This window comes from Hymenobacter sp. BT491, from assembly GCF_014349165.1.
GTDB lineage: Bacteria > Bacteroidota > Bacteroidia > Cytophagales > Hymenobacteraceae > Hymenobacter > Hymenobacter jejuensis.
In genome coordinates this window covers 146,438-166,333 of sequence record NZ_JACSJJ010000004.1, presented here as the reverse complement: position 1 = coordinate 166,333, position 19,896 = coordinate 146,438, and the positions used below count along the sequence as shown (strand labels likewise).

The 19,896-nt window shown below is 51.4% G+C and carries 15 protein-coding genes; 11 read left to right on the top strand and 4 right to left on the bottom strand.

Annotation, left to right across the window (positions count from 1 at the left end; translation table 11 throughout):
• The first annotated feature begins 30 nt into the window (after positions 1-30).
• Positions 31-1,008, top strand: coding sequence for a toxin-antitoxin system YwqK family antitoxin (locus H9I52_RS17450; RefSeq protein WP_187454927.1), 978 nt, complete (start codon positions 31-33; stop codon positions 1,006-1,008).
• 42 nt (positions 1,009-1,050) lie between these two features.
• Here H9I52_RS17450 and H9I52_RS17445 read toward each other — a convergent pair whose 3' ends face one another.
• A complete protein-coding gene (locus tag H9I52_RS17445; RefSeq protein ID WP_187454926.1) occupies positions 1,051-1,410 on the bottom strand; it encodes a YraN family protein in 360 nt (119 codons plus the stop codon).
• Between the two features lie 223 nt (positions 1,411-1,633).
• Here H9I52_RS17445 and lipB point away from each other — a divergent pair, with 223 nt between their 5' ends.
• The 10 genes from lipB (at position 1,634) to gldN (ending at position 12,013) form a co-directional block, all read left to right on the top strand.
• Positions 1,634-2,446 carry a lipoyl(octanoyl) transferase LipB gene (gene lipB / locus H9I52_RS17440; protein ID WP_187454925.1) on the top strand — a complete coding sequence of 271 codons (813 nt, stop codon included), beginning with the start codon at positions 1,634-1,636 and terminating at the stop codon, positions 2,444-2,446.
• A 3-nt stretch (positions 2,447-2,449) separates the two neighbouring features.
• Positions 2,450-2,866, top strand: a complete 417-nt coding sequence (locus H9I52_RS17435; protein WP_139514991.1) for a hypothetical protein — start codon at positions 2,450-2,452, stop codon at positions 2,864-2,866.
• A gap of 164 nt (positions 2,867-3,030) precedes the next feature.
• The gene (locus H9I52_RS17430) at positions 3,031-3,996 is read left to right on the top strand and encodes an MraY family glycosyltransferase (protein WP_230471370.1); all 966 of its coding nucleotides are present in this window, start codon (positions 3,031-3,033) and stop codon (positions 3,994-3,996) included.
• A 74-nt stretch (positions 3,997-4,070) separates the two neighbouring features.
• Positions 4,071-5,195: a DUF4271 domain-containing protein gene (locus H9I52_RS17425; protein ID WP_222940553.1), complete on the top strand. Its 1,125-nt coding sequence runs from the start codon at positions 4,071-4,073 to the stop codon at positions 5,193-5,195.
• Between the two features lie 75 nt (positions 5,196-5,270).
• On the top strand, positions 5,271-6,101 hold the full coding sequence (locus H9I52_RS17420) for a uroporphyrinogen-III synthase (protein ID WP_139514988.1): 831 nt from the start codon (positions 5,271-5,273) through the stop codon (positions 6,099-6,101).
• A 134-nt stretch (positions 6,102-6,235) separates the two neighbouring features.
• Positions 6,236-7,246 (top strand): PorP/SprF family type IX secretion system membrane protein, encoded by a 1,011-nt coding sequence (locus H9I52_RS17415; protein WP_187454923.1) that lies wholly within the window; start codon positions 6,236-6,238, stop codon positions 7,244-7,246.
• 236 nt (positions 7,247-7,482) lie between these two features.
• A complete protein-coding gene (locus H9I52_RS17410; protein ID WP_139514986.1) occupies positions 7,483-8,502 on the top strand; it encodes an SUMF1/EgtB/PvdO family nonheme iron enzyme in 1,020 nt (339 codons plus the stop codon).
• A 68-nt stretch (positions 8,503-8,570) separates the two neighbouring features.
• On the top strand, positions 8,571-9,377 hold the full coding sequence (gldL, locus tag H9I52_RS17405) for a gliding motility protein GldL (RefSeq protein ID WP_139514985.1): 807 nt from the start codon (positions 8,571-8,573) through the stop codon (positions 9,375-9,377).
• 71 nt (positions 9,378-9,448) lie between these two features.
• Positions 9,449-11,029: a gliding motility protein GldM gene (gldM, locus tag H9I52_RS17400; protein ID WP_139514984.1), complete on the top strand. Its 1,581-nt coding sequence runs from the start codon at positions 9,449-9,451 to the stop codon at positions 11,027-11,029.
• A 48-nt stretch (positions 11,030-11,077) separates the two neighbouring features.
• Positions 11,078-12,013 carry a gliding motility protein GldN gene (gene gldN / locus H9I52_RS17395; RefSeq protein ID WP_187454922.1) on the top strand — a complete coding sequence of 312 codons (936 nt, stop codon included), beginning with the start codon at positions 11,078-11,080 and terminating at the stop codon, positions 12,011-12,013.
• Positions 12,014-12,108: 95 nt separating this feature from the next.
• On the opposite strand, the gene uvrC is transcribed toward gldN, so the two are convergent.
• The 3 genes from uvrC to H9I52_RS17380 form a co-directional block, all read right to left on the bottom strand.
• Entirely contained in the window at positions 12,109-13,917 is a 1,809-nt protein-coding gene (gene uvrC, locus H9I52_RS17390) for an excinuclease ABC subunit UvrC (protein ID WP_187454921.1), read from the bottom strand.
• Positions 13,918-14,071: 154 nt separating this feature from the next.
• Positions 14,072-16,324, bottom strand: a complete 2,253-nt coding sequence (locus H9I52_RS17385) for a transglycosylase domain-containing protein (protein WP_187455280.1) — start codon at positions 16,322-16,324, stop codon at positions 14,072-14,074.
• A gap of 204 nt (positions 16,325-16,528) precedes the next feature.
• Positions 16,529-19,810, bottom strand: coding sequence for a tetratricopeptide repeat protein (locus tag H9I52_RS17380; RefSeq protein WP_187454920.1), 3,282 nt, complete (start codon positions 19,808-19,810; stop codon positions 16,529-16,531).
• Positions 19,811-19,896 lie beyond the last annotated feature (86 nt).

The window sequence follows — 19,896 nt, the reverse complement described above, 5'->3', positions numbered from 1 at the left end:
GGGCACCAAATCGGTTTATCTTTACGTTCGTTGCTACAACCCCTGTTTGTGTACCTCCCGATGCATTCGTTTCGTCTGCCTTTTTTTCTGCTTGCGTTTGTGGCTGTGTGGTTGGGAAGCTGTTCTAAGAAGACAGTTTCTTTCAACAGCAAACCCGATCAGTTTGGCATAGCCGCACTCAGCAACGACTCGCTGACCAGCAACCGCGACACGACCGGTTTGGTGGCCAAGCGCACCAACGTAACCAAAGAGCAAGCACGGATAGCGCAGGCCAAGGAGAAAGCGGCTCAGCGCAAGCCCAAGCGCAAAAAGAATATTTTCTTGGGCGAACGCATCAAGAAAGGCTATGTAAAATCGGGGGGTAAGGGGCGCAACCAAGTCGTGGAGGTGTTTTATTACCTGCGCACGTTTCAGCAGCCCAACCCCTACGCGCCGGCCCGGTATTACTTCAACCCGCGGAAACGCCGCATTTCGCCGGCTACTACCGAACTGAATCCGGCGACCGACAAAGTGTTGCACGGGCCTTATACCAAACGGCAAGGCGGCAAGGTGGTAGAAAAAGGCTTTTACGCCTTCGGAACCAAACATTTGCGTTGGGAAAAATATACTCCCGACAACATTCTGCTCAGCAAAACCCACTACGAAATGGGCTTTCCGCGCGACGCCAACATTACCTACTACGACACCGAACATAAGCACATAAAGGAGGTCGTGCCCTACATCAATGGCAAGCTGGAAGGCGATTATGCGCGCTACCTCGAAAACGGCGAGCTCGACTGGAAGGGCCAGTTTGAAAACGGCAAGCGGGTAGGCGAGTGGACCAAGTATTGGGGCTTCCGCACGCGCAACCGGCCGCACTACGTGTATCAATACGGCGAATCTGGCTACGATCCCGAAGTACTGGAGCCCGAATTGATCGAGGAGTATAGCCGGGACTTCAAGCCGGTTTACCAGAAGGGAAAGCTCGACAAGCGCCCCTCCACGGCAGATCAACCGGCAGGCAAATAATGATTGTTATAAGTACTTGATAGTCAAAAACTTATAATATAGCTAATAAAAAGCGTCTTCAAAATGCTCAAGGCGTAATCCATCGGCGGCGGGCGTAACGGCCAGAATATCAAAGCGGATATCGCCCTGCCAGTTGATTTCTTCTTGGTAGTGCTCCGCGGCCAAGCGGAACAGCTGGCGTTTGCGTTCGGTCACGAATTCTTCGGGAAACCCGAACTGCACCGACGAGCGCGCTTTTACCTCCACAAAAACTAACAGGGAGCGATCGCGACGCACGATCAAATCGACCTCGGCGCGGCGGTAGCGATAGTTTCGGTGGACTATTTCGAAGCCCTGCGCCAAGAAATGCTGGGCGGCCGCCGTTTCGCCGGCATGGCCAAATTGGTGGGCTGGCGAAGGCATAGCGGAAAGCTCAGGGATTGGGGAGCGGCCCCAAATCTAGTACATTTGATAGTCTTCTGAGGCGTTTGGAAACCACTCGGCGCTCGGTACCGCCTGCGTCTTTTCACCCTCAAAGATTCGGTTGGCTACCGCCATCACGCCCTACGCTTGTGCTTGGCTGCTATGCGTAACGGCTCACCGATTTCTGTGTAGCTAACCATTTGATTATCTGAATTTTATTCTGATGGATTTACTGCCTAACACCTGCGCTAGTCCTGCTTCAGTAGCAACGTTTCCTGCCTTAACTGTAGCTCCAACGCCACCGGCTACGGCCGGGCAAAATCGGCGGGTGCTGGTGCAGCGGCTAGGTTTGGTTGCGTACGAACCGACTTGGGCGTACCAGGAAGAACTATTGGCTAAAACACTGGCCATCAAAGCGCAGAATCGGCAAGCCGAAGAAACGGGCTCGGCTAAGCTCTTGACGGACAACTACTTACTGCTGTGCCAGCATCCGCACGTGTATACCTTGGGTAAGAGCGGCAAGCCTGAGCACTTGCTGCTCGACGAAGCGCAGCTTGCGCAGCACGGCGCCACGTTTCACCGCATCAACCGCGGCGGCGACATTACCTACCACGGGCCGGGCCAACTGGTAGGATATCCTATCCTGGACCTCGACAATTTCTTTACTGATATTCACCGCTATTTGCGGGTGTTGGAAGAGGCAATTATCAGATTATTAGCTAATTATGGCCTTTCGGCGGGGCGTATTGCCGGGCTTACGGGCGTGTGGCTCGACTTTGCAGAGGGTGCGCCTAACCCCCGTAAGATTTGCGCCATGGGGGTGAAGTGCAGCCGTTGGGTGACCATGCACGGGTTTGCCCTCAACCTTAATACCGACCTCACGTATTTCGGCCACATTGTGCCCTGCGGCATCACCGACAAAGCTGTGACTTCGCTCCAGCAGGAGCTGGGTCACGCCGTTTCGGTGGAAGAAGTGCAGGAGCGCCTGCTACCGCATCTGGCCGAACTACTGGGCGCGGAGTTTTGTACTATGTAACGCATGAAAGAAGATATCACTTTTGACCCAGTAGAAGGGGTGTCCGTGGCTGTGGTACCCGACGAAGCAGCGGCTACGGAAGAAGGCAAACCGGGCTGGCAGGTGTACCTGCTCAACCACAACAGCTATCCCTTGCGCAACGTCATCATCAGCTCCAATGGCTACGGCACCAAAGACGACGGCGAAGTAGTACGCACCTCCACGTTGCGCCACGTTATTCTGGAAGTCGAACCGCAGAGCGCCATTCCCGTCGAGCCCATCGACCCCGACCTTTTTCACCTCAACAACCAGTATTGGGTGAGCTACTACCGCGGCCCTCAAATCTTTGATAAGAAATTCATTTTCGTGCCCGATTCCATTGTGCCAGCCAACCTAATTCACATTGGGCTGCTCAATCGGGAGGGGGTTTTGCATAGCTGAGGAAATCTGCCGAAACTCGAAGGCGACTTCCACCGCTATTTGTGTAATTTTGTCCCCACGTGATGAATGCATACGCTATACCGTTGGGCTTGTCCTTCCTTTGGGCATTTTTAGTGGCACTCTTTGCAGTGCCATCTATCATTTACATTGCTCATTTGAAAAACATGCTCGATACGCCCAACGTGCGTACAGTGCATGAATCTTTGACGCCCCGCTTGGGGGGCGTGGCAGTGTTTGCAGGCTTCATGTCGGCTCTCACCATCTTCGCCGATCTCAGTAACGGCATTCAGCAGCTGTTAGCGGGCTGTATTGTGCTTTTCTTCGTTGGCCTGAAGGATGACCTCGTCACGATTTCGGTGATGAAGAAGTTTGTGGGCCAACTGCTGGCGACCGGTGTGGTCATGATTATGGCCGACATCCGCATCACCAGTTTTCAGGGTATTCTGGGGATTCATGAGCTGCCGGTTGGAATCAGCTATGCCGTCACCTTTCTGGCTATTGTGGGCATCACCAACGCGATCAACCTGATCGACGGCCTCGACGGCTTAGCGGGCACCATTGTCCTGATTATCGCCAGTACTTACGGCTTTTACTTTGCCCGATATGGGGGCGCTGGCTATGGCAATTACGTGTATGTATCCGTGTGTCTGATTGGCGGCATATTGGGGTTTTTGCGCTATAACTTTCATAGGGCCAATATCTTCATGGGCGATACCGGTTCGCTGGTATGTGGTTTCATCGTTTCCATCCTGACCATCCAGTTTGTGGAGATGGGCCTGCGGGCCGATAGTCCCTTTGCTTCTTCTGCTCCTTCGGTGGCCGCCGGCATTTTGTTCGTGCCGCTGTTCGATACGTTGCGGGTGTTCATAGTTCGCATGATGGCTGGCCGCTCGCCTTTCTCTCCCGACAAAAACCACATCCATCACCGCATCTTAGCAATGGGCTTTCAGCAGATCAGCACCGTGATGCTGTTGGCCTTGCTCAATCTGGTGGTAATTCTGTTTGTGATTAACTTCTCTTATATAGGTAACACCTTGTTAATCATTGTGTTAGTTTTATTTTCATTGCTGCTGAGCGTTTTCCTTGGTGTCTATCACAGCCGTAGCGCTCAACAGCGAGTAGCGTCCTAACTTATTGCGGCGTGAAACGGGCAGTTCAGTTAAAAAGCCGGCGCTTTTGGGCATTGTGCCTTTGGATAGCACTGTTGCCACTTGCTTTGCAGGCGGCCGAATATCGCCCTCTGCCTCCCGCGCCCAAAGCCGGACTATCTTCCGAGTGGCTCATTCATGATGCCGTTCATAATCGGTTGATTTTATATCTGCCCGACTACCACACGCCGGCTCATACCTACTACCAGTGGATCAGCATCCGGCCCGATCGGCCGCTGTTGATAACCTTCGCGGCGCGCAAGGACTTCAGCATTTTTCTGGATAATCGGTTGGTGTTTACCGCCAAAGCCCCGGCCTCCTACAAACTTGATTTGGCAAAGCTGGTACCCGCTACCGCTCCGCCAGGCCCCCACCTACTCTGCGTATGGCATCCGGAAGTAAGTCCTAACTTAGCTTCTTTCACGAATTTTGTGCCCTCGCCTGTCATTCACGTGGGCAAAGCTGCATCCCACCCTTTGGTAGCGCAGCCCCGACCGAGAGGGCATCAGGGTCAAAACGTATTTCTATGCTTCTTGCTGCTGATCGGCCTGCTTTACGGGGGCATTCGTGCTACGTATCAGCCAGGGTTTGCTCGTATCTACCAGTTTGAGGGGCTGTGGAGTAAGACCTCAAAAGACCAAGAATTCCTCATTAAGCCGACGGTTACTTGGCTTAATCTGCTGTTGATGCTGGTTTTTTCGCTCTCGTTTGCGCTGTTGTTGGTGGCCATTCATACCAATATTCAGAGCATCGTAATCTTACGGCGCCTTTTTGATGTGCCGGAATCCGCCATCGTTCTTCGGGTGTTTCTATATGCGGGATTGGTAGCGGGCTTCGTGCTGGGCAAATATCTGTTTTTGGAGCTCATGGGTTACATTTTTGATGTTACGCCCTTAGTTATGGTGCAGTACCGGGAGTTTGTGCGCACCATTCTGTTTATGGGACTATTCCTGCCGTTTGTAATGCTGCTGTACTTAGGGCTAAATCAGACGTTGCCCGAAACCGTATTGTGGGTATCCAACGGAGTGGTTTCCTTGATGTTGGTGGGAACAGTAGTGCGAATTGCACGCACTCTGCACCGTAGGACATCACTGCTAAATCTGCATTTGTTTTCTTACCTTTGCGCCACAGAAGTCATCCCGTTGATCATTCTGCTAAAGCTTATCGTTTTTACCTTTTGAATATTGGCGCCGGCTGCCCGCTGGTGCTTTCCGCGAAGCTCCCTATTGCACTAGATTTACCCTTTTTCATACCTTATGGCCGAGAGCAAAGACAAACCGGGGACGGGCCGACACGCCAAGCGCATCTCCAGCATTCTTGTCACCCAGCCTAAGCCGACGGGCGACGTTTCTCCTTACTTTGCCATTGCCGAGAAATACGGCATCAAAGTAGATTTTCGTGAGTTTATCCAGGTCGATCCGGTTTCTTATAAGGATTTCCGCAAAGAGAAGGTAAACATCCTCGACCATACGGCGGTCATCTTTACCAGCCGTAATGCCGTCGACCACTTCTTTCGTATCTGTCAGGAGGCTAAGTTGGAAATGCCAGCCGAGATGAAATATTTCTGCATCTCTGAGCAAACTGCTAATTACCTGCAGAAGTACATTGTGTTGCGCAAGCGGAAGCTATTTGTGGGGCAACGTACTGCGGCTGATCTTTTCGATGTGATCAAGAAGCACAAGGGCGAGAAGTTTCTGTATCCGTGCTCAGATATCCGCAAAGACGATATCCCGGAGTTTATGCGGGCGAATAATTTCAAGTTTACGGAAGCTGTTATCTATCGTACGGTCGCCAGTGACCTCTCCGACCTCTCGGACGTGAAGTACGACTGCATTGCTTTTTTCAGCCCTTCCGGAATTAGCTCCTTATTCATCAACTTCCCTGATTTCGAACAAGACGGCACGCGAATTGCAGCGTTTGGCCCTACTACTGCTAAGGCTGTGTTGGATGCCGGGCTAGAGCTGGACATTGAAGCTCCGCAACCTAACGCTCCTTCCATGACCGGAGCAATCGAAGCCTACATACGGTATCATCACGGAAGTGATGCCGGCAAAGAAAAAAATAAGAGCGGCAAGCAGAGTGCTTAAGGCGCGGTAGTAAAGAAGGAATAAACGCGTTAAATCCGGCTTTAGCGGGAATTTTTCGCAGAGTTTTTTCTTTACATTTGAGAATATCAACTCTATTTTCTGCCGTCCGTATCGCATTCTAAAGCCGTCGCTCTATGAAGGGAATTATACTTGCCGCTGCTTTGCTCACCACAGCAACTGGCACCGCCTTCGCGCAACAACAGCCTCAGTTTAGCCATTACGGATTCAATGGAATGTACCTAAATCCTGCTTATGCAGGCATTAAGGGGCAGGCTGAAATCTCTTCTTTCGGACGTATTCAATATCTGAATTACTCCGCCTCCTTCGACGACGGGGGATCGCCCAAAACCATTATGCTAACAGGGTCCATGCCTGTGCGAGCATTAGGTGGAGGAATAGGGTTTCATGTTTTTCGCGATCAGATAGCCCAGCTAAAAATCACTAACGCGCAAGTGTCTTATTCTAAGCACTTTAAGATAGGGGAAGGTAAATTAGGCCTAGGCATTCAAGGCGATTTGAGTTATGTGGGGCAAGGTGTATATCGAGCAATAGATGCGAATGATCCTAGCGTACCAAGCAATGGGTCTGATCACAAAGTCGACGTAGGCGCTGGGGCTTGGTATGAATCTGAAAAATTCTATGCTGGTCTGAGCGTGAACAACTTATTACGCTCTAAATACAGATATGATAGCAGAGATAGTTTAGGTAATGTCATAGGAGGGGGGGGGACTGCTAAATTCTTAAATGAGAACCACGCCTATCTCACAGCGGGCTATAATATTGAAGCTTCTTCTTCCGTTGTGGTTACCCCCACAGTATTGATGAAGATAGTATTGCCAGGTAAATTCGGCGACAGCAATAAGTTTACTTTCAAGAACAATTCGTACGAGGCCGGTGTTCGAGCCACTCTTGATGACAAGTATTGGGCTGGCGTTGGGTACCGTTACGATGAATCATTCACGGGCTTGGTGGGCTTAAGTCTGTTCAAAGACAACGCTGTGCGTTTGGGATATGCCTTTGATGTAATTGCATTTAATCAAGATGCACGTGCTCTGAGTTCGCATGAGATTATGATCTCATATCGCTTCCCAAAACCATCCCTAACTACTCGCCCAGCTGTCCATACTCCTCGCTATAGTTTTTGATATAAGAGTTTAAATAAGCTTAATAATTGCTTTACAGACAGCTGTTAATAGCTTTGTAAGCAATATGTAATAACTTGCTGTGAGTTATCGTTTAGCGGATAATTGAAGGTGTTGGTAGACAATCGCAAAGCGTTGGGCGAAATGCTTGTGCACGAACATAACTTTCGTTAGATTTGCAGACTCGAAAAATTGTAATCTTCTGGTATCGCCGCCTGAACCGTCTTTTTTTTCCTAACATGAACAAGTTTCTCGTTTTGCCTCTCGTAGCCTTGACTGCGCTGTTTCTGGGGGGCTGTGGTTTTGGTAAAGGACCGCAGGGTGACCTGGTCGGAGCGGAGGATCGCCCCGAGTTCAATCCGCAGGAAGTGCCCTTTGGTATGGTCCCTTGCCCAGGAGGTACTTTCCATATGGGACAGACCGACCAAGATATTTCTGCTTCAATGGTCAACATGAATAAGCAGGTAACCATTGCCGGCTTCTACATGGATGAGACCGAGATTACCAACAATGAGTATCGGCAGTTCATGAACGCTATCCGTCAGGATTCGATTGACGTGTTGGGCGAAGAATATGTGATGACGGAACTCTATCCTGACACGACCGTCTGGGTACGGGACTTTACTTATCATATGGGTGACCCGCTGATGGAGTACTACTATACTCACCCAGCGTTTGATGATTACCCAGTAGTTGGTGTGGACTGGTTCGCAGCAAAATATTTCTGCAACTGGCGCACTAAGAACAAGAACGCAGCCAACGCTGAAGCTGGTCTTGCTCCTACTCCAAACTTCCGCTTGCCTTCCGAAGCAGAATGGGAATACGCCGCTCGTGGTGGTCGTGACTTAGCTACTTACCCTTGGGGCGGCCCTTATTTGCGCAACTCGAAGGGCTGCATGCTGGCTAACTTCAAACCTGGCCGTGGCGACTATGCTTCCGATGGCTACGCTTATACTTCGCCAGTCGGGGCTTTCTTCCCGAATGACTTCGGCCTGTACGATATGTCTGGCAACGTGTCAGAGTGGTGCGACGACGCTTATATGGAAGCTTCTGTGCCGGTAGTATGGGACATGAACCCAACTAACCCAGACGATAACGAACCCCGCAAAGTAGTTCGTGGTGGTTCGTGGAAAGATATTGCTTACTTCCTTGAGACCGGTACCCGCAACTTCGAGTACCAAGATTCGGCCCGTTCTTATATCGGGTTCCGCACGGCCATGATTCAAATTGGCATGGGTTCTAACAATCGACTGAACTAAGTCCTTTTCGGATCATCAACTCACGTTCTCTAATTACTCAAACAAACTCTTTACAATCCCAAATTAAAATGGCAGCAAAAGGCGGTAGCTTCCTCTTTGATGTATTGATGCCCAAAGTATACGGTATCGGTGCAGCAGTTGTAATCATTGGAGCATTATTTAAAATTGAACACTGGCCCTTCGCTGACGTAGCGATTATCGCTGGTCTAGGCACAGAAGCTATCATCTTCTTTTTGAGTGCGTTTCAACCTCAGTCGAAAGAGCCAGATTGGTCATTGGTTTATCCAGAACTGAGCGAAGGCTACGACCCGTCGACCAACAGCAATAGTTTCTCTACCAGCAACAATAGCCAAGGCCTGACCCGCAAGCTGGACGACATGCTTAAGGATGCAAACGTAACGCCTGAGGCTATTGCTTCACTTGGCCAAGGACTGAACCGTTTGAGCACGACAACCCAGCAACTTGCTGGGTTAGGTGATGCTACCAACGCTACTGACGAGTATACTACGAAAGTGCGTTCTGCTGCTCAATCGCTAGAGCGTATCAACGAAGCATATGCTAACACGGCTCAGGCTATGAGCGCCATGTCGGAAGCAACGGCCGATGCCAAAGCGTATCACCTGCAAGTGCAGAACGTAACCAAAAATTTGGGCGCGCTGAATGCAGTGTATGAGATGGAGCTGCAGGATGCTAACACGCACCTCAAATCCATGAACAAATTCTATGGCACTTTGAGCCAAGCCATGGAAAACCTGACCGAAGCAGGCAAAGAAACCGATCAGTTCAAGCAGGAGGTAACAAGCCTCACTTCGAACCTGAATTCGTTGAACCGCGTGTACGGCAACATGCTAAACGCAATGCGTGCTACTAGCTAAGCTATTATAGAGCTTAGTTTGACGAGAGAGACGTTTCTGTCCCACACAGTTATAGATTAGGAAAGAACACGATGGCGGGAGCAAAAGAGACTCCACGGCAGAAGATGATTGGCATGATGTACTTGGTACTGACTGCTCTTCTAGCCCTACAGGTGAATTCAGCAATATTGCTCAAGTTCAAGTTTTTGGACGACAGCTTGTCGAGCATCAACAATAAGGTTTCGACGGCCAACGAGGGGACGGTAAAAGGGATTCAGGCGCAAGTCGAAAAGAACCGTAACCAAGCCGCCGACGTCAATGTCCTCAAGCAGAGCGAAGAAATTCGGGAGCGTACCAAGCAAATGCTTGCTTACATGAGCGAGGTACGGGAAAAGCTCTTGACTGCTACTGAAAACAAGAACAAGAGCGAATACAAAAACATGAGCGCCGAAGATAAGGTGGCGATCACGATGCTGGGACCAAGCCGCAATGGCGAGGCCTATAAGATGAAGGACGAGTTGAATAAGTACTCTGCTTACATCAAACAGTACGTGCCCAACGCTCCTGCGCTTGCATTGGATGCTAAAGAAGATCCAATGGTAACGGAGCAATCTCAGCGCAGCAAAAATTTCGCCGAGTTAAACTTCGAAAACACCCCTTTAGTAGCGGCGCTGGCTGTATTGTCACAGAAGGAAGCTGAAGTACTGAAGTACGAATCTGATGCGCTGGCTGAGCAGTCACGCAAAGTAGGTGGCAACATCATCGTATTTGACAAAGTAGGTGCTTTCGCCAGTGCTGAGTCTAACACGGTTGCTGCTGGTACGAAGTACAAAGCAGAATTGTTTCTAACAGCCTCAGCTTCAAACCTGCGTCCTAGCATGACTTTGAATGGCAGCCCATTACAGGTCGGCCCTGACGGTCATGGTAAAATTGAGTTCACCGCTACTCCTGGTGGTTTCGACGCTGCTGGTAACGCTAAAAAGCAGTGGACTGGTACGATTCGCTTCAAGCAGAACGGCCGTGATACCACCTTCAAGGTGAACGTACCTTATACAGTGACTAAACCTGTTATGCAGATTCAATCTGCGTCGGTACAGGCCCTGTACTTCAAGTGTGGTAACAAGCTCAGTGTGCAAGTACCTGCTCTGGGGGCACAATACAAGCCTGGTTTCTCAGCTTCGGGTGCTTCAGTAATTCCGGGATCAAAGACGGGTGAAGTAACTCTGGTACCGAATGGTCGGGAAGTAACGCTGAACGTAAGCAGCGGTGGTAACGCTATCGGTTCACAAACCTTTCAGGTGCGTCCGATTCCTAAGCCAGACATTAAGTGCATCGTGGGCGGCCGGGAAGCCAATGAGAAGCAGGGTACGCCTATCACAGCTGTACGCAACATGTCTTTGCGTGCCATTCCGGATGCTGGCTTTGCTACCTTCTTGCCTGAAGATGCGCGTTACCGCGTTACACGTTACGAAATCACGCTCGTGCGTGGCAAGCGCCCAGCAATGCCCGCTCGTACTATCAGCGGTCCGGATGCAAACCTGACTGATGTTGTGAATTCTGCCCGTGAAGGCGACCGTCTGTTCGTAGATGTGAAAGAAGTTCAGCGCATGAACTTCCAAGGCAACACGGAAACGGTTAACGTTTCTAAGCAACTCAATATTCCGCTGCTCTAAGCGTTATAAGAATCGAACTAACCGCGAGGCTTTTTGATTACCAACGGTATGAACAAATTTCTTTCCTTCGCCGCACTCGCGGCTGGTTTGACGCTGTCGGTGGCAGCTTCGGCTCAGGAGCAAGCTACCACCGCGAGCAGCAACGGCTCGTATCGGCCGATTCCGAATTCGGACATTATGTTCCGCAAAACGATATGGCGCGCAATTGATCTGCGTGAAAAGCAGAACAAGCCCATGTTCTCGGAAGGCAAGGAAATAAGCCGAGTAATCTTAGATGCGGTTAAGCGCGGTGAGCTACAGGCTTATAAAAACGACTCGCTGACTTCTACTTATACGCCCACTGAGGTTTCCAGCAATATGTCTATTGCCGAAGCTTCTGCAGGCCTAAGCGAAGAGGAAAAAGCAGCTGGTTTTACCGAAGCCGATGCTAACCCCGGTGGCGGATGGGGCAACGACGATGGCTGGGGTGCTCCGAAAAAGAGCACTGCAAAAGGTGCGAAGGGCGCTAAAGGTAAGGCTGTTGCCAAGGCAGCACCACCTAAGCCGGTGGTACCACCGAGCTATGAGGTGCGTCCTAAAGATGTATACCAGATGGAATTGAAAGAAGATATGATCTTCGACAAGAAACGGTCGCGGATGTATCACGATATCAAAACCATTACGTTGCTGTTGCCTTCGACGCTGGCTTCAAACACATCAGGCATTGAGAAGCCTATCGGTACGTTTAAGTACAGCGATTTGGTCCGCGTGTTCCGTAACAATCCGGACAAAGCGATCTGGTTTAATCCCCAGAACGACGCCCAGCACAAGAACCTGGCTGATGCTTTCGAACTGTGGTTGTTCAACTCTTACATAGTGAAGATTTCGAACCCGAACGATTCCCGTCTCGATGAAATCTACGGTAGTCAGCAACAAGGCATTTTGGCCTCGCAGCAAGCCGCCGCTGATCTGATCGAATACGAATACAATCTTTGGAGCTTCTAGTTTCTGAGAATTTACAACAAAAAAGCCCTTCCTAAACAGGAAGGGCTTTTTTGTTGTAAATTCTTTGTTATCAATGATTTATATATCAAGGGTTTTTAAGATTCAGCAGGCTGCTCCTGAAAGTAATTCAACAGAATACGTGCTTTGGCTTTCCCGACTTCAGCAGTTAGTTCGGCTTCGCTTAGCTCTCGTATTTTCTTTACCGACTTAAACTTGCTCAATAACTTGTCAGCGGTAGCAGGGCCTAGGCCTTTGACTTCTGTAAGCTCCGTTTTGAGGGTAGCCGCATCGCGACGGCTGCGGTGGAAAGTGATGCCAAAACGGTGCACTTCGTCGCGCATGCGCTGAAACAGGCGTAGCGATTCGCTCTTTTTATCGATGTAAAGCGGCAGCGGATCGTTGGGAACATAGATTTCCTCTAACCGCTTGGCAATGCCAATGACTGGGATCTGACCCCACAAATTGAGGTCTTTGAGCGCCTTTACGGCCATGCTCAACTGGCCTTTGCCGCCGTCCACGATGACGAGCTGAGGCAGGGAGGCTCCTTCGTCGACGAGACGACGGTAGCGGCGAGTTACCACTTCATACATCGAGTCGAAGTCGTTAGGACCGACTACCGTTTTGATGTGATAGTGGCGATAATCCTTTTTGCTGGGCTTAGCATTGCGGAAGCATACCATTGCCGCCACCGGATTATCACCTTGGAAATTGGAGTTGTCGAAACATTCAATGTGCTTGGGTAGCTCCGTCAGGCGCAAGTCCTTTTTGATCGTTTCCATAATCCGTACCTCGTTGAGGTCCTTGGAACGATCATTCATGCTTTCCTTCTCCTTGCGCAGGTACATCACGTTCTTGATGCTGAGTTCCAAGAGCTTGCGCTTGTCACCGATCTGCGGTTGCGTTACTGAAACTCCTGGCAGTGGGAGGTCGGGCAGCGACACATTGGTCAGGATTTCTTTCGACTGACTCTCAAATTCCTCGCGCATTTGCATCACCAAAGGCGCCAATATTTCATCGTCGGTTTCGTCGAGCTTCTTCTGAACTTCCAGCGATTGCGTCAGGATAATGGAGCCATTCATCACTTTGAGGTAGTTGATGAAGGCATTCTTCTCATTTGAAGCAATGCTGAACACGTCGATGTTGGTGAGACTTGCGTTGACAATCGTGCTCTTGGCCTGAAAGTCGTCTAGCTTATCCAGCTTTTGCTTGAATTGATGCGCCAGTTCATATTGCTGATCCTGAGCGGCTTGGGTCATACGCTCGCGGAAATATTGTTTGGGCAAACGCAAATCGCCGTTCAGAATCTGCCTGATCTGGGCAATGTATTGGTTGTAAGTAGCTTCGTCTTCCTTGGCTTCGCAAGGGCCTTTGCAATTGCCGAGGTGGTACTCTAGGCACACTTTAAACTTGCCTGCTGCCACGTTTTCCGGCGATAGGTTGAACGTACAAGTTCGCAGCGGGTATAGAGCCCGGATGAGCTCCAACAGCACGTTCATAGCCGTTAGGTTGGCATAAGGACCGTAATAACGGCCGTCGCCGGGGCGCTTGTTGCGAGTCGGGATCAGACGCGGAAAACGCTCGTTGGTGAGCAGCAGGTACGGATAAGTTTTGCCGTCCTTCAGCAGGATGTTGTATTTGGGTTGGTGTTGCTTAATCAGGTTATTTTCAAGCAAAAAAGCATCCGATTCGCTGTCCACAATCGTGAACTCGATGCGCTTGATATTCTTGACCAGCTGTTGGGTTTTCTTGTTATGGTCCTGCTTAGTGAAGTAGCTGCTGACCCGTTTGCGCAGGTCGATGGCCTTGCCAACGTAGATGATGCCTTCATCATCGAAGTATTTGTAAATGCCGGGCCGATGCGGCAACTGGCGAATTTGTTCTTGTAAGTAATCGTTGGCAGCCATATAAAACTAACTAAAACGGCGTAGGACAGGGTTCCCGCGGAGGTAAGCAGTAGCGGATCGCATAGGGGCACGGTTCGCCCCCTTCTGCGTAGATAGCAACAAAAAAGTGGCAGGTGAAGAACACCTGCCACCACTAATTTGCACCAAAAAGCGCTTAAATATCCTGATTGTTCAGATCATTTAGGTCCGTTTGGTTAAGCTTCTGATCGTAGGGAATCGTATCACGTTGCCCGCCGTAGTATTTTGAGCAATCGATCTCGATGCTGAGCGGTTGCTGCGGCTTGGGGAACGGGTTAGTATTGATGCCGATGGTCTTATCGGCGTAGACCTTGCGCATAAACAGGCCATAAATCGGCAGCGCCAAGCGAGCACCTTGCCCGTATGCACCCGTGCGGAAGTGAATGCTACGATCTTCGCCCCCTACCCACATGCCACACACTAGGTCGGGCGTGATGCCCATAAACCAGGCATCGGAGTAGTTGGACGTGGTACCCGTTTTGCCGCCCATCTCATAGGGAAACTTGAAGCCTGTTTTTAGAATTACGGAGGTGCCGCCGGGCTCGGTAGTCGAGGCCTGCAACATATAAGTCATGATGTAAGCCGTTTCTTCACTCAGCGCTTCCCGGGTTTGCGGCACAAACTCACGCAGCACGTTGTCGTTTTTGTCCGCGATGCTCGTCACCATCATTGGGGCGGTCCAGACGCCTTTGTTGACGAAGGTGCTGTATGCGCCACAAAGCTCCAGAATGCTTACATCACTCGAGCCAAACCCTACCGCCGGAACGGCCTCAATGGGCGAGGTGATACCCAGGCGTTTGGCATAGCTTACAACTGTCTCAGGACCAAGCTTTTGCACCAGCCATGCCGTAATGGAATTCATCGAGCGGGCCAGGGCCTGGCGTAGCGTGAAGCTCCGACCGGAAAAGCCGCCTTCGAAGTTTTTGGGCGTATAAGGTGCGCGACCTGCTACCGCCGGGAAAGTAGTAGCCACATCGGGGCGTTGGTAGCACGGCGAGTAGCCTTGGTCGATGGCAGCCGTATAGACGATGGGTTTGAAAGTAGAGCCCGGTTGGCGTTTGCCTTGCTTTACGTGGTCGTATTTGAAATACTTAAAATTAGTACCGCCCACCCACGCCTTGATTTGACCATTGATGGGGTTCATAGCCATAAAGCCCGCATGCAGGTAGCGCTTGTAATAGGCCAGCGAATCCATCGGCGACATCATCATTTCCTTCTCGCCCTGCCACGAGAACACCTGCATCTTGTACTTCTTGTTCAGGTAGTAGTTGATAGAGTCTTTATTGCCATCAAAGCGATTGAAGAGTGATTTGTAACGCTCTGTCCTTCTGATAGATGTCTGGAGAAAGTTTGGGATGACCCGGCCGGTTTCGTCGCGCCACGGCAACTGGCCTTTCCAGTGTTGCATAAACCATTTCTGCTGCAACTGCATGTGCTCGGCAATGGCAGCTTCGGCGTACTTCTGCATCCGCGAATCAATCGTGGTATAGATTTTCAGGCCGTCGGCATAAAGATCGTGGTCGGTTTCTTTGGCCCATTGCAGCAACGATTTGCTCACCTCGGTGCGGAAATACGGCGCAATGCCTTTGTTAGCGTTCTCGACGCTGTAGTGCAGCACAATGGGCTTGGCAACTGCCTGTTCGTACGTGCGCTGATCGATGTAGCCATACTTGTTCATCTGGCTCAGCACCCAATTGCGGCGGTTTTTCGAGCGCTCTGGATTCGTAACGGGGCTAAAGCGCGACGGCGCATTCAGCACGCCCACCAAAGTCGCCGACTCTTCAAGGTTCAGCTGCTTGGGCGACTTGTTGAAGAAGGTTTTGGCGGCTACGTTAATACCAAAAGCGTTGGAGCCGAAGTCATTGATATTGAGATACATAGCAATGATCTCGCGCTTGGTGTAGTTGCGCTCCAACCGCACGGCCATAATCCATTCTTTGGTTTTGATAACCAGCATGCGCAGACCTGGCACGTGGTTGAGGAGCCCGTCGTTCAAGTCGGCGCGGGTGCGAAACAAGACCTTTGCTACTTGCTGCGTGAGGGTAGAGCCGCCACCACCACTGCCGCCCGTAAGCAAGCCCGTCGCAACGCGGCCCATGGCTTTGGGGTCGATGCCGGAATGCTCCTCGAAGCGAGCATCTTCCGTCGCCACAAGAGCATCGATGAGGTTCTGAGGCAAGTCTTTATAACCGACCGGCGTCCGGTTCTCGCGGAAATATTTGCCCATTAAAACTCCATCGGCCGAATAAATTTCCGAAGCCAACTCGCTCTTTGGGTTTTCGAGCGTCTTGAGGTTGGGCATACGCCCAAACAGGTTTAGAAAATTGACGCTAACCGCCAGAATGTAAAAGACAAACGCTACCAGTCCGCCCCCAAATAGCACCCACATCGTGCGGGTGATGGCAGCAAAACGACCGCTGCGTTGGGGTTTTCGGGAAGGAGTCTTGGGTTTGGTGGCAGGGTAAGCCATTATGCATGAAATTATGAATGCTGAATCATAAGGTAGGAAATAGGGCGTATTTGAATAGATTATACGTATTCATTTGACAATCAATAAATTATCAATCCTTATTTCGGAATCCTACTTCGTCATTCACTTCGTGTAAGTTTGTTGGTAGAAGCGCTGATATTCTTCTAAATCCTTGCTCTGGAGCAACAGCGGCAGATTATCAATACCGATTACAAGGGTTTGGTAACCCGCGCCGCGCAGTCGGTTGAGCGGCGACTGCGGGCCTCGCAATTTAAGAGCGTAACTCTGAGCTACTTTCGCACTGGGCAAGGACTGTACCACCACCAGTTCGAAGGCATCGCCCAGGGGTTGCTGCTGGACTTGCAGGTTACTGGCTTTGAAATAGCGGTTGTTGTAAGCACTAAGCTGGGTCGGCAGGTCGGCGAGCGGCGCGGCGCCTTTGGGGAAGGCCAGTACTACAACGTGCGCCGCGGCTAAATCGGTCTTGTAAGGAGTAGCCGGTTTGGTGGGCGCCGGACTAGTCACTACCGGAGCAGTATTGGGAGCAGAAGTAGGGGCCGGCGTTGTGGAGTTGGAAGGTGCCTTGTTGGGTGCCGGCGGGGTAATAACCGGGGTCGTTGCCACTGGCGAAGTGGGCTGAGCAGTATCAGTGGACGGTGGCGCTGCGGTAGTCCCTTTGGTTGGTGCTGGCGTTTTCTTGCCGCGGGCTCGAGCTTGTGCGGCGGCCATCCGAGCTGCTTTCGCCGGATCGACGGTGGGGGCCGCAGGGGATGTGGTTTTGGCTACCCCAGCCGAATCCGTAGTTGGTTTGGTAGTCGTTGAAGTGGGAGCCGGAACCGCAGGGAGCGATGCTGGCGCCGTGCCGGTGGGTTTGGTAACTGGAGCTGGGGCCGGCGGTGTGACCGGCGCAGGCTTAGTTGGGGCTACAGGAGCCGGATCAAGTACCGGTTTGGCATATAGTGTCCGCATTCGGGTGTCAACCTCACCTGGCTTGAACACCGACACGACCGGCTTGTCGTTGGAAGCCAGAGCGCCGAAAATCTGGCCTTGGTCGTATTTCTTATACGTTTCCATCAACGTAGCCGCCTGATTGGCCAATGGACTTTCCGGGAAGTCTTTGTAAAACTTCGCCACAGCAGCCTTGGCCGTACTTGGGGGCTGGGTACGAATGGTAAGAAGGGCATTCAGGAAAGCCACCCGGTCTGTGAGGTCGTTCTCCGGATATTGCTTGCGTGTGCGGGCCAGCACAGCCGACGACTTGGTGAACTCTTGCTTTTTGTAAAACGCAAAAGCCGAGTCGAGCATCGCGGATACCTTGGCGTTGGCCAGCGACGTACGGCGTAAATACTCCGGATCGGCGACCAAGCGCGCATACGAGGAATTGGGATAAGCCTGACGCAAACGTTGCGCGTACACCTCCGCTTTCGCCGGCTCGTTCTGCTCTTTATACAGCAGATAAAGGCTATAAAACACCTCTGCCGAATGGCTACTCTGCGGGAAGCGCGCAATCAGGCCTTCGTAGGTTTCGATTGCCCGCACTGGCTCGCGCAATTGCTGGCTATAGATGCCGCCCAAAGCGTACGAGGCCTCTTCTACCTGCTTATTAGATGCCTGAAGCTGGGGCGCCGTGAGCGGGATATTCTGCCGATACTGCGCCACCAGCGTCTGAAGCTGCATGGCCGGAGTCGCGGCGGCAGGTGCCGCACCGCTCGCCGGCGTATTGACATTGGTAGTGCCAGCACCAGCAACCGAAACGGGCACATTGCCACCTCGGTTGGTAACTGGCGAACCACTTGCTTGGCTGGTTACGCGCCAGTTGTCCTGCAATTGGCGGTCGCCCCAACGCCTGATAAAATCAGCGCGGGCAGTGGTGAGTGCCGTGGGGTTATCAAAATACCACTGAGCTCCAGTGCTGGCATTGGCAAAAGCCGTTGGGTCGATGGCAGCATTGCCAGATTGCAAAGCACTGGTAGCGGCCGCCGATGATAGCGACGATTGCTGCCGTTGGGCACGCTCTTGCTGCGCGGCCAGCTTTGCTTCGGCTGCCTGGCGAGCATCCAGCTCGGCTTGCGCATAGTGGGTCAGCCGCGCCCGAAGGGCCGCAGTATCCAGCTTGGCTAGCAGTTGCAAGCTATCCTGCGTTTCCACAACCCCGATCTGATTGGCAAAGTCCTTTAGAATAGCAGCTCGTTCCGCAATAGCCACATAATCAGGAGATTCGCGAGGCATGTTCTGTACTGTGCTGTCGTAGTAAGCAGCCGCCAGACGGTATTTTTGCAGGTTCTCGTAGTAAATCTTGCCGGCTAACAAGTAAGTGTAGGCCTTTTGCGCACGATTGGGGCTCTGGGTGCGCGCCGATTTTTGGAGTAAGGCCAACGCGTCGTCGTAGCGCTGCTGGCGGTAGTCCAGCCGCGCCATCTCGTAGTAGATCTTGTCGCGGTATTCCTTGTTCTTGGTGTCCTTCAGCAGCTTCGCGAAGTACTTATTCAACCGCGCCCGATCCGTCGTGTTTAGGTCGGAAACCTGGCCCAACATGAGTTTCGAAAAGAAATCCAGCTCGTAGGGCGGATTGCGCTTTAGGATCTTGTTCAGCTCGGCATACGCTTCTTTATCCTGGCCGTTGGCTTGATAGAGCTGCGCCAAGATGTAGCGCGTACGCGACTGCTCGTTTTTGGGCTCTATATAAGGAATGGCCTTGTTGAGATTATCGATGGCTAGTTTCTGATCGCCGGTAACCAGATAATATTCGGCGCGTGTGAGAAACAACTCTCGGGCGTTTTGCTCCGTACCTTGCTCTCTATCAAGGATATCTGAAACAGCGCCGGCACTTTCGTATTCTTTGGTAGCAATAAAGCTTCGCATCAACCAGATCAACGCCTGGTGTTTAGCGTTGGCATCTTGGCTGGTGGTATTTACATACTTGAAGGTTTTGATCGCGTCTTCGTACTCTTTTTTATAATAGCGGGCCTTCCCAATCACGATGTAGCTGTCGTCGGTCCAGTCACTACCGGGGCGGTGCTGAATCGGAATGGAAGCTTTCTTGATGATGTCGTCAAGATCAGCGGTGACTTTGGCTACCGAGGCATCGTCTAGGGTTGGGAAAAGCGGCAGAATGCGGTTGTAGTCATTCACGCGGCCTTTATATAAAATCTCTTCTACTGCCCGTAACTTTTCGCGGGCCAGGAAATACCCATTGTCGCGGGCTACCACATTTTCGTAAGCGCGGCCTGTAAAGGATTTGCGCTCGGAAGAACACGCAACCATCCCGATAACGCCCAGCCCAAACGCGGCGGCAACAAGAAGCAGACGTAAAAGAGAATGTTTCGTCAAGGCAAGAAAAGTCGAAAGCAAGAGTTGCAGCGGAAACGTGCCCGGCCCGCCGATTCGTTCGGTAGCTTCGGCCATGCCTTATCTATAACGTATCGCGTCGGGTAAAATTACGGGATTTTCTTGGCCGCCGTCGTTTTCCTGCGTATCAGAAGTAAGCCAAA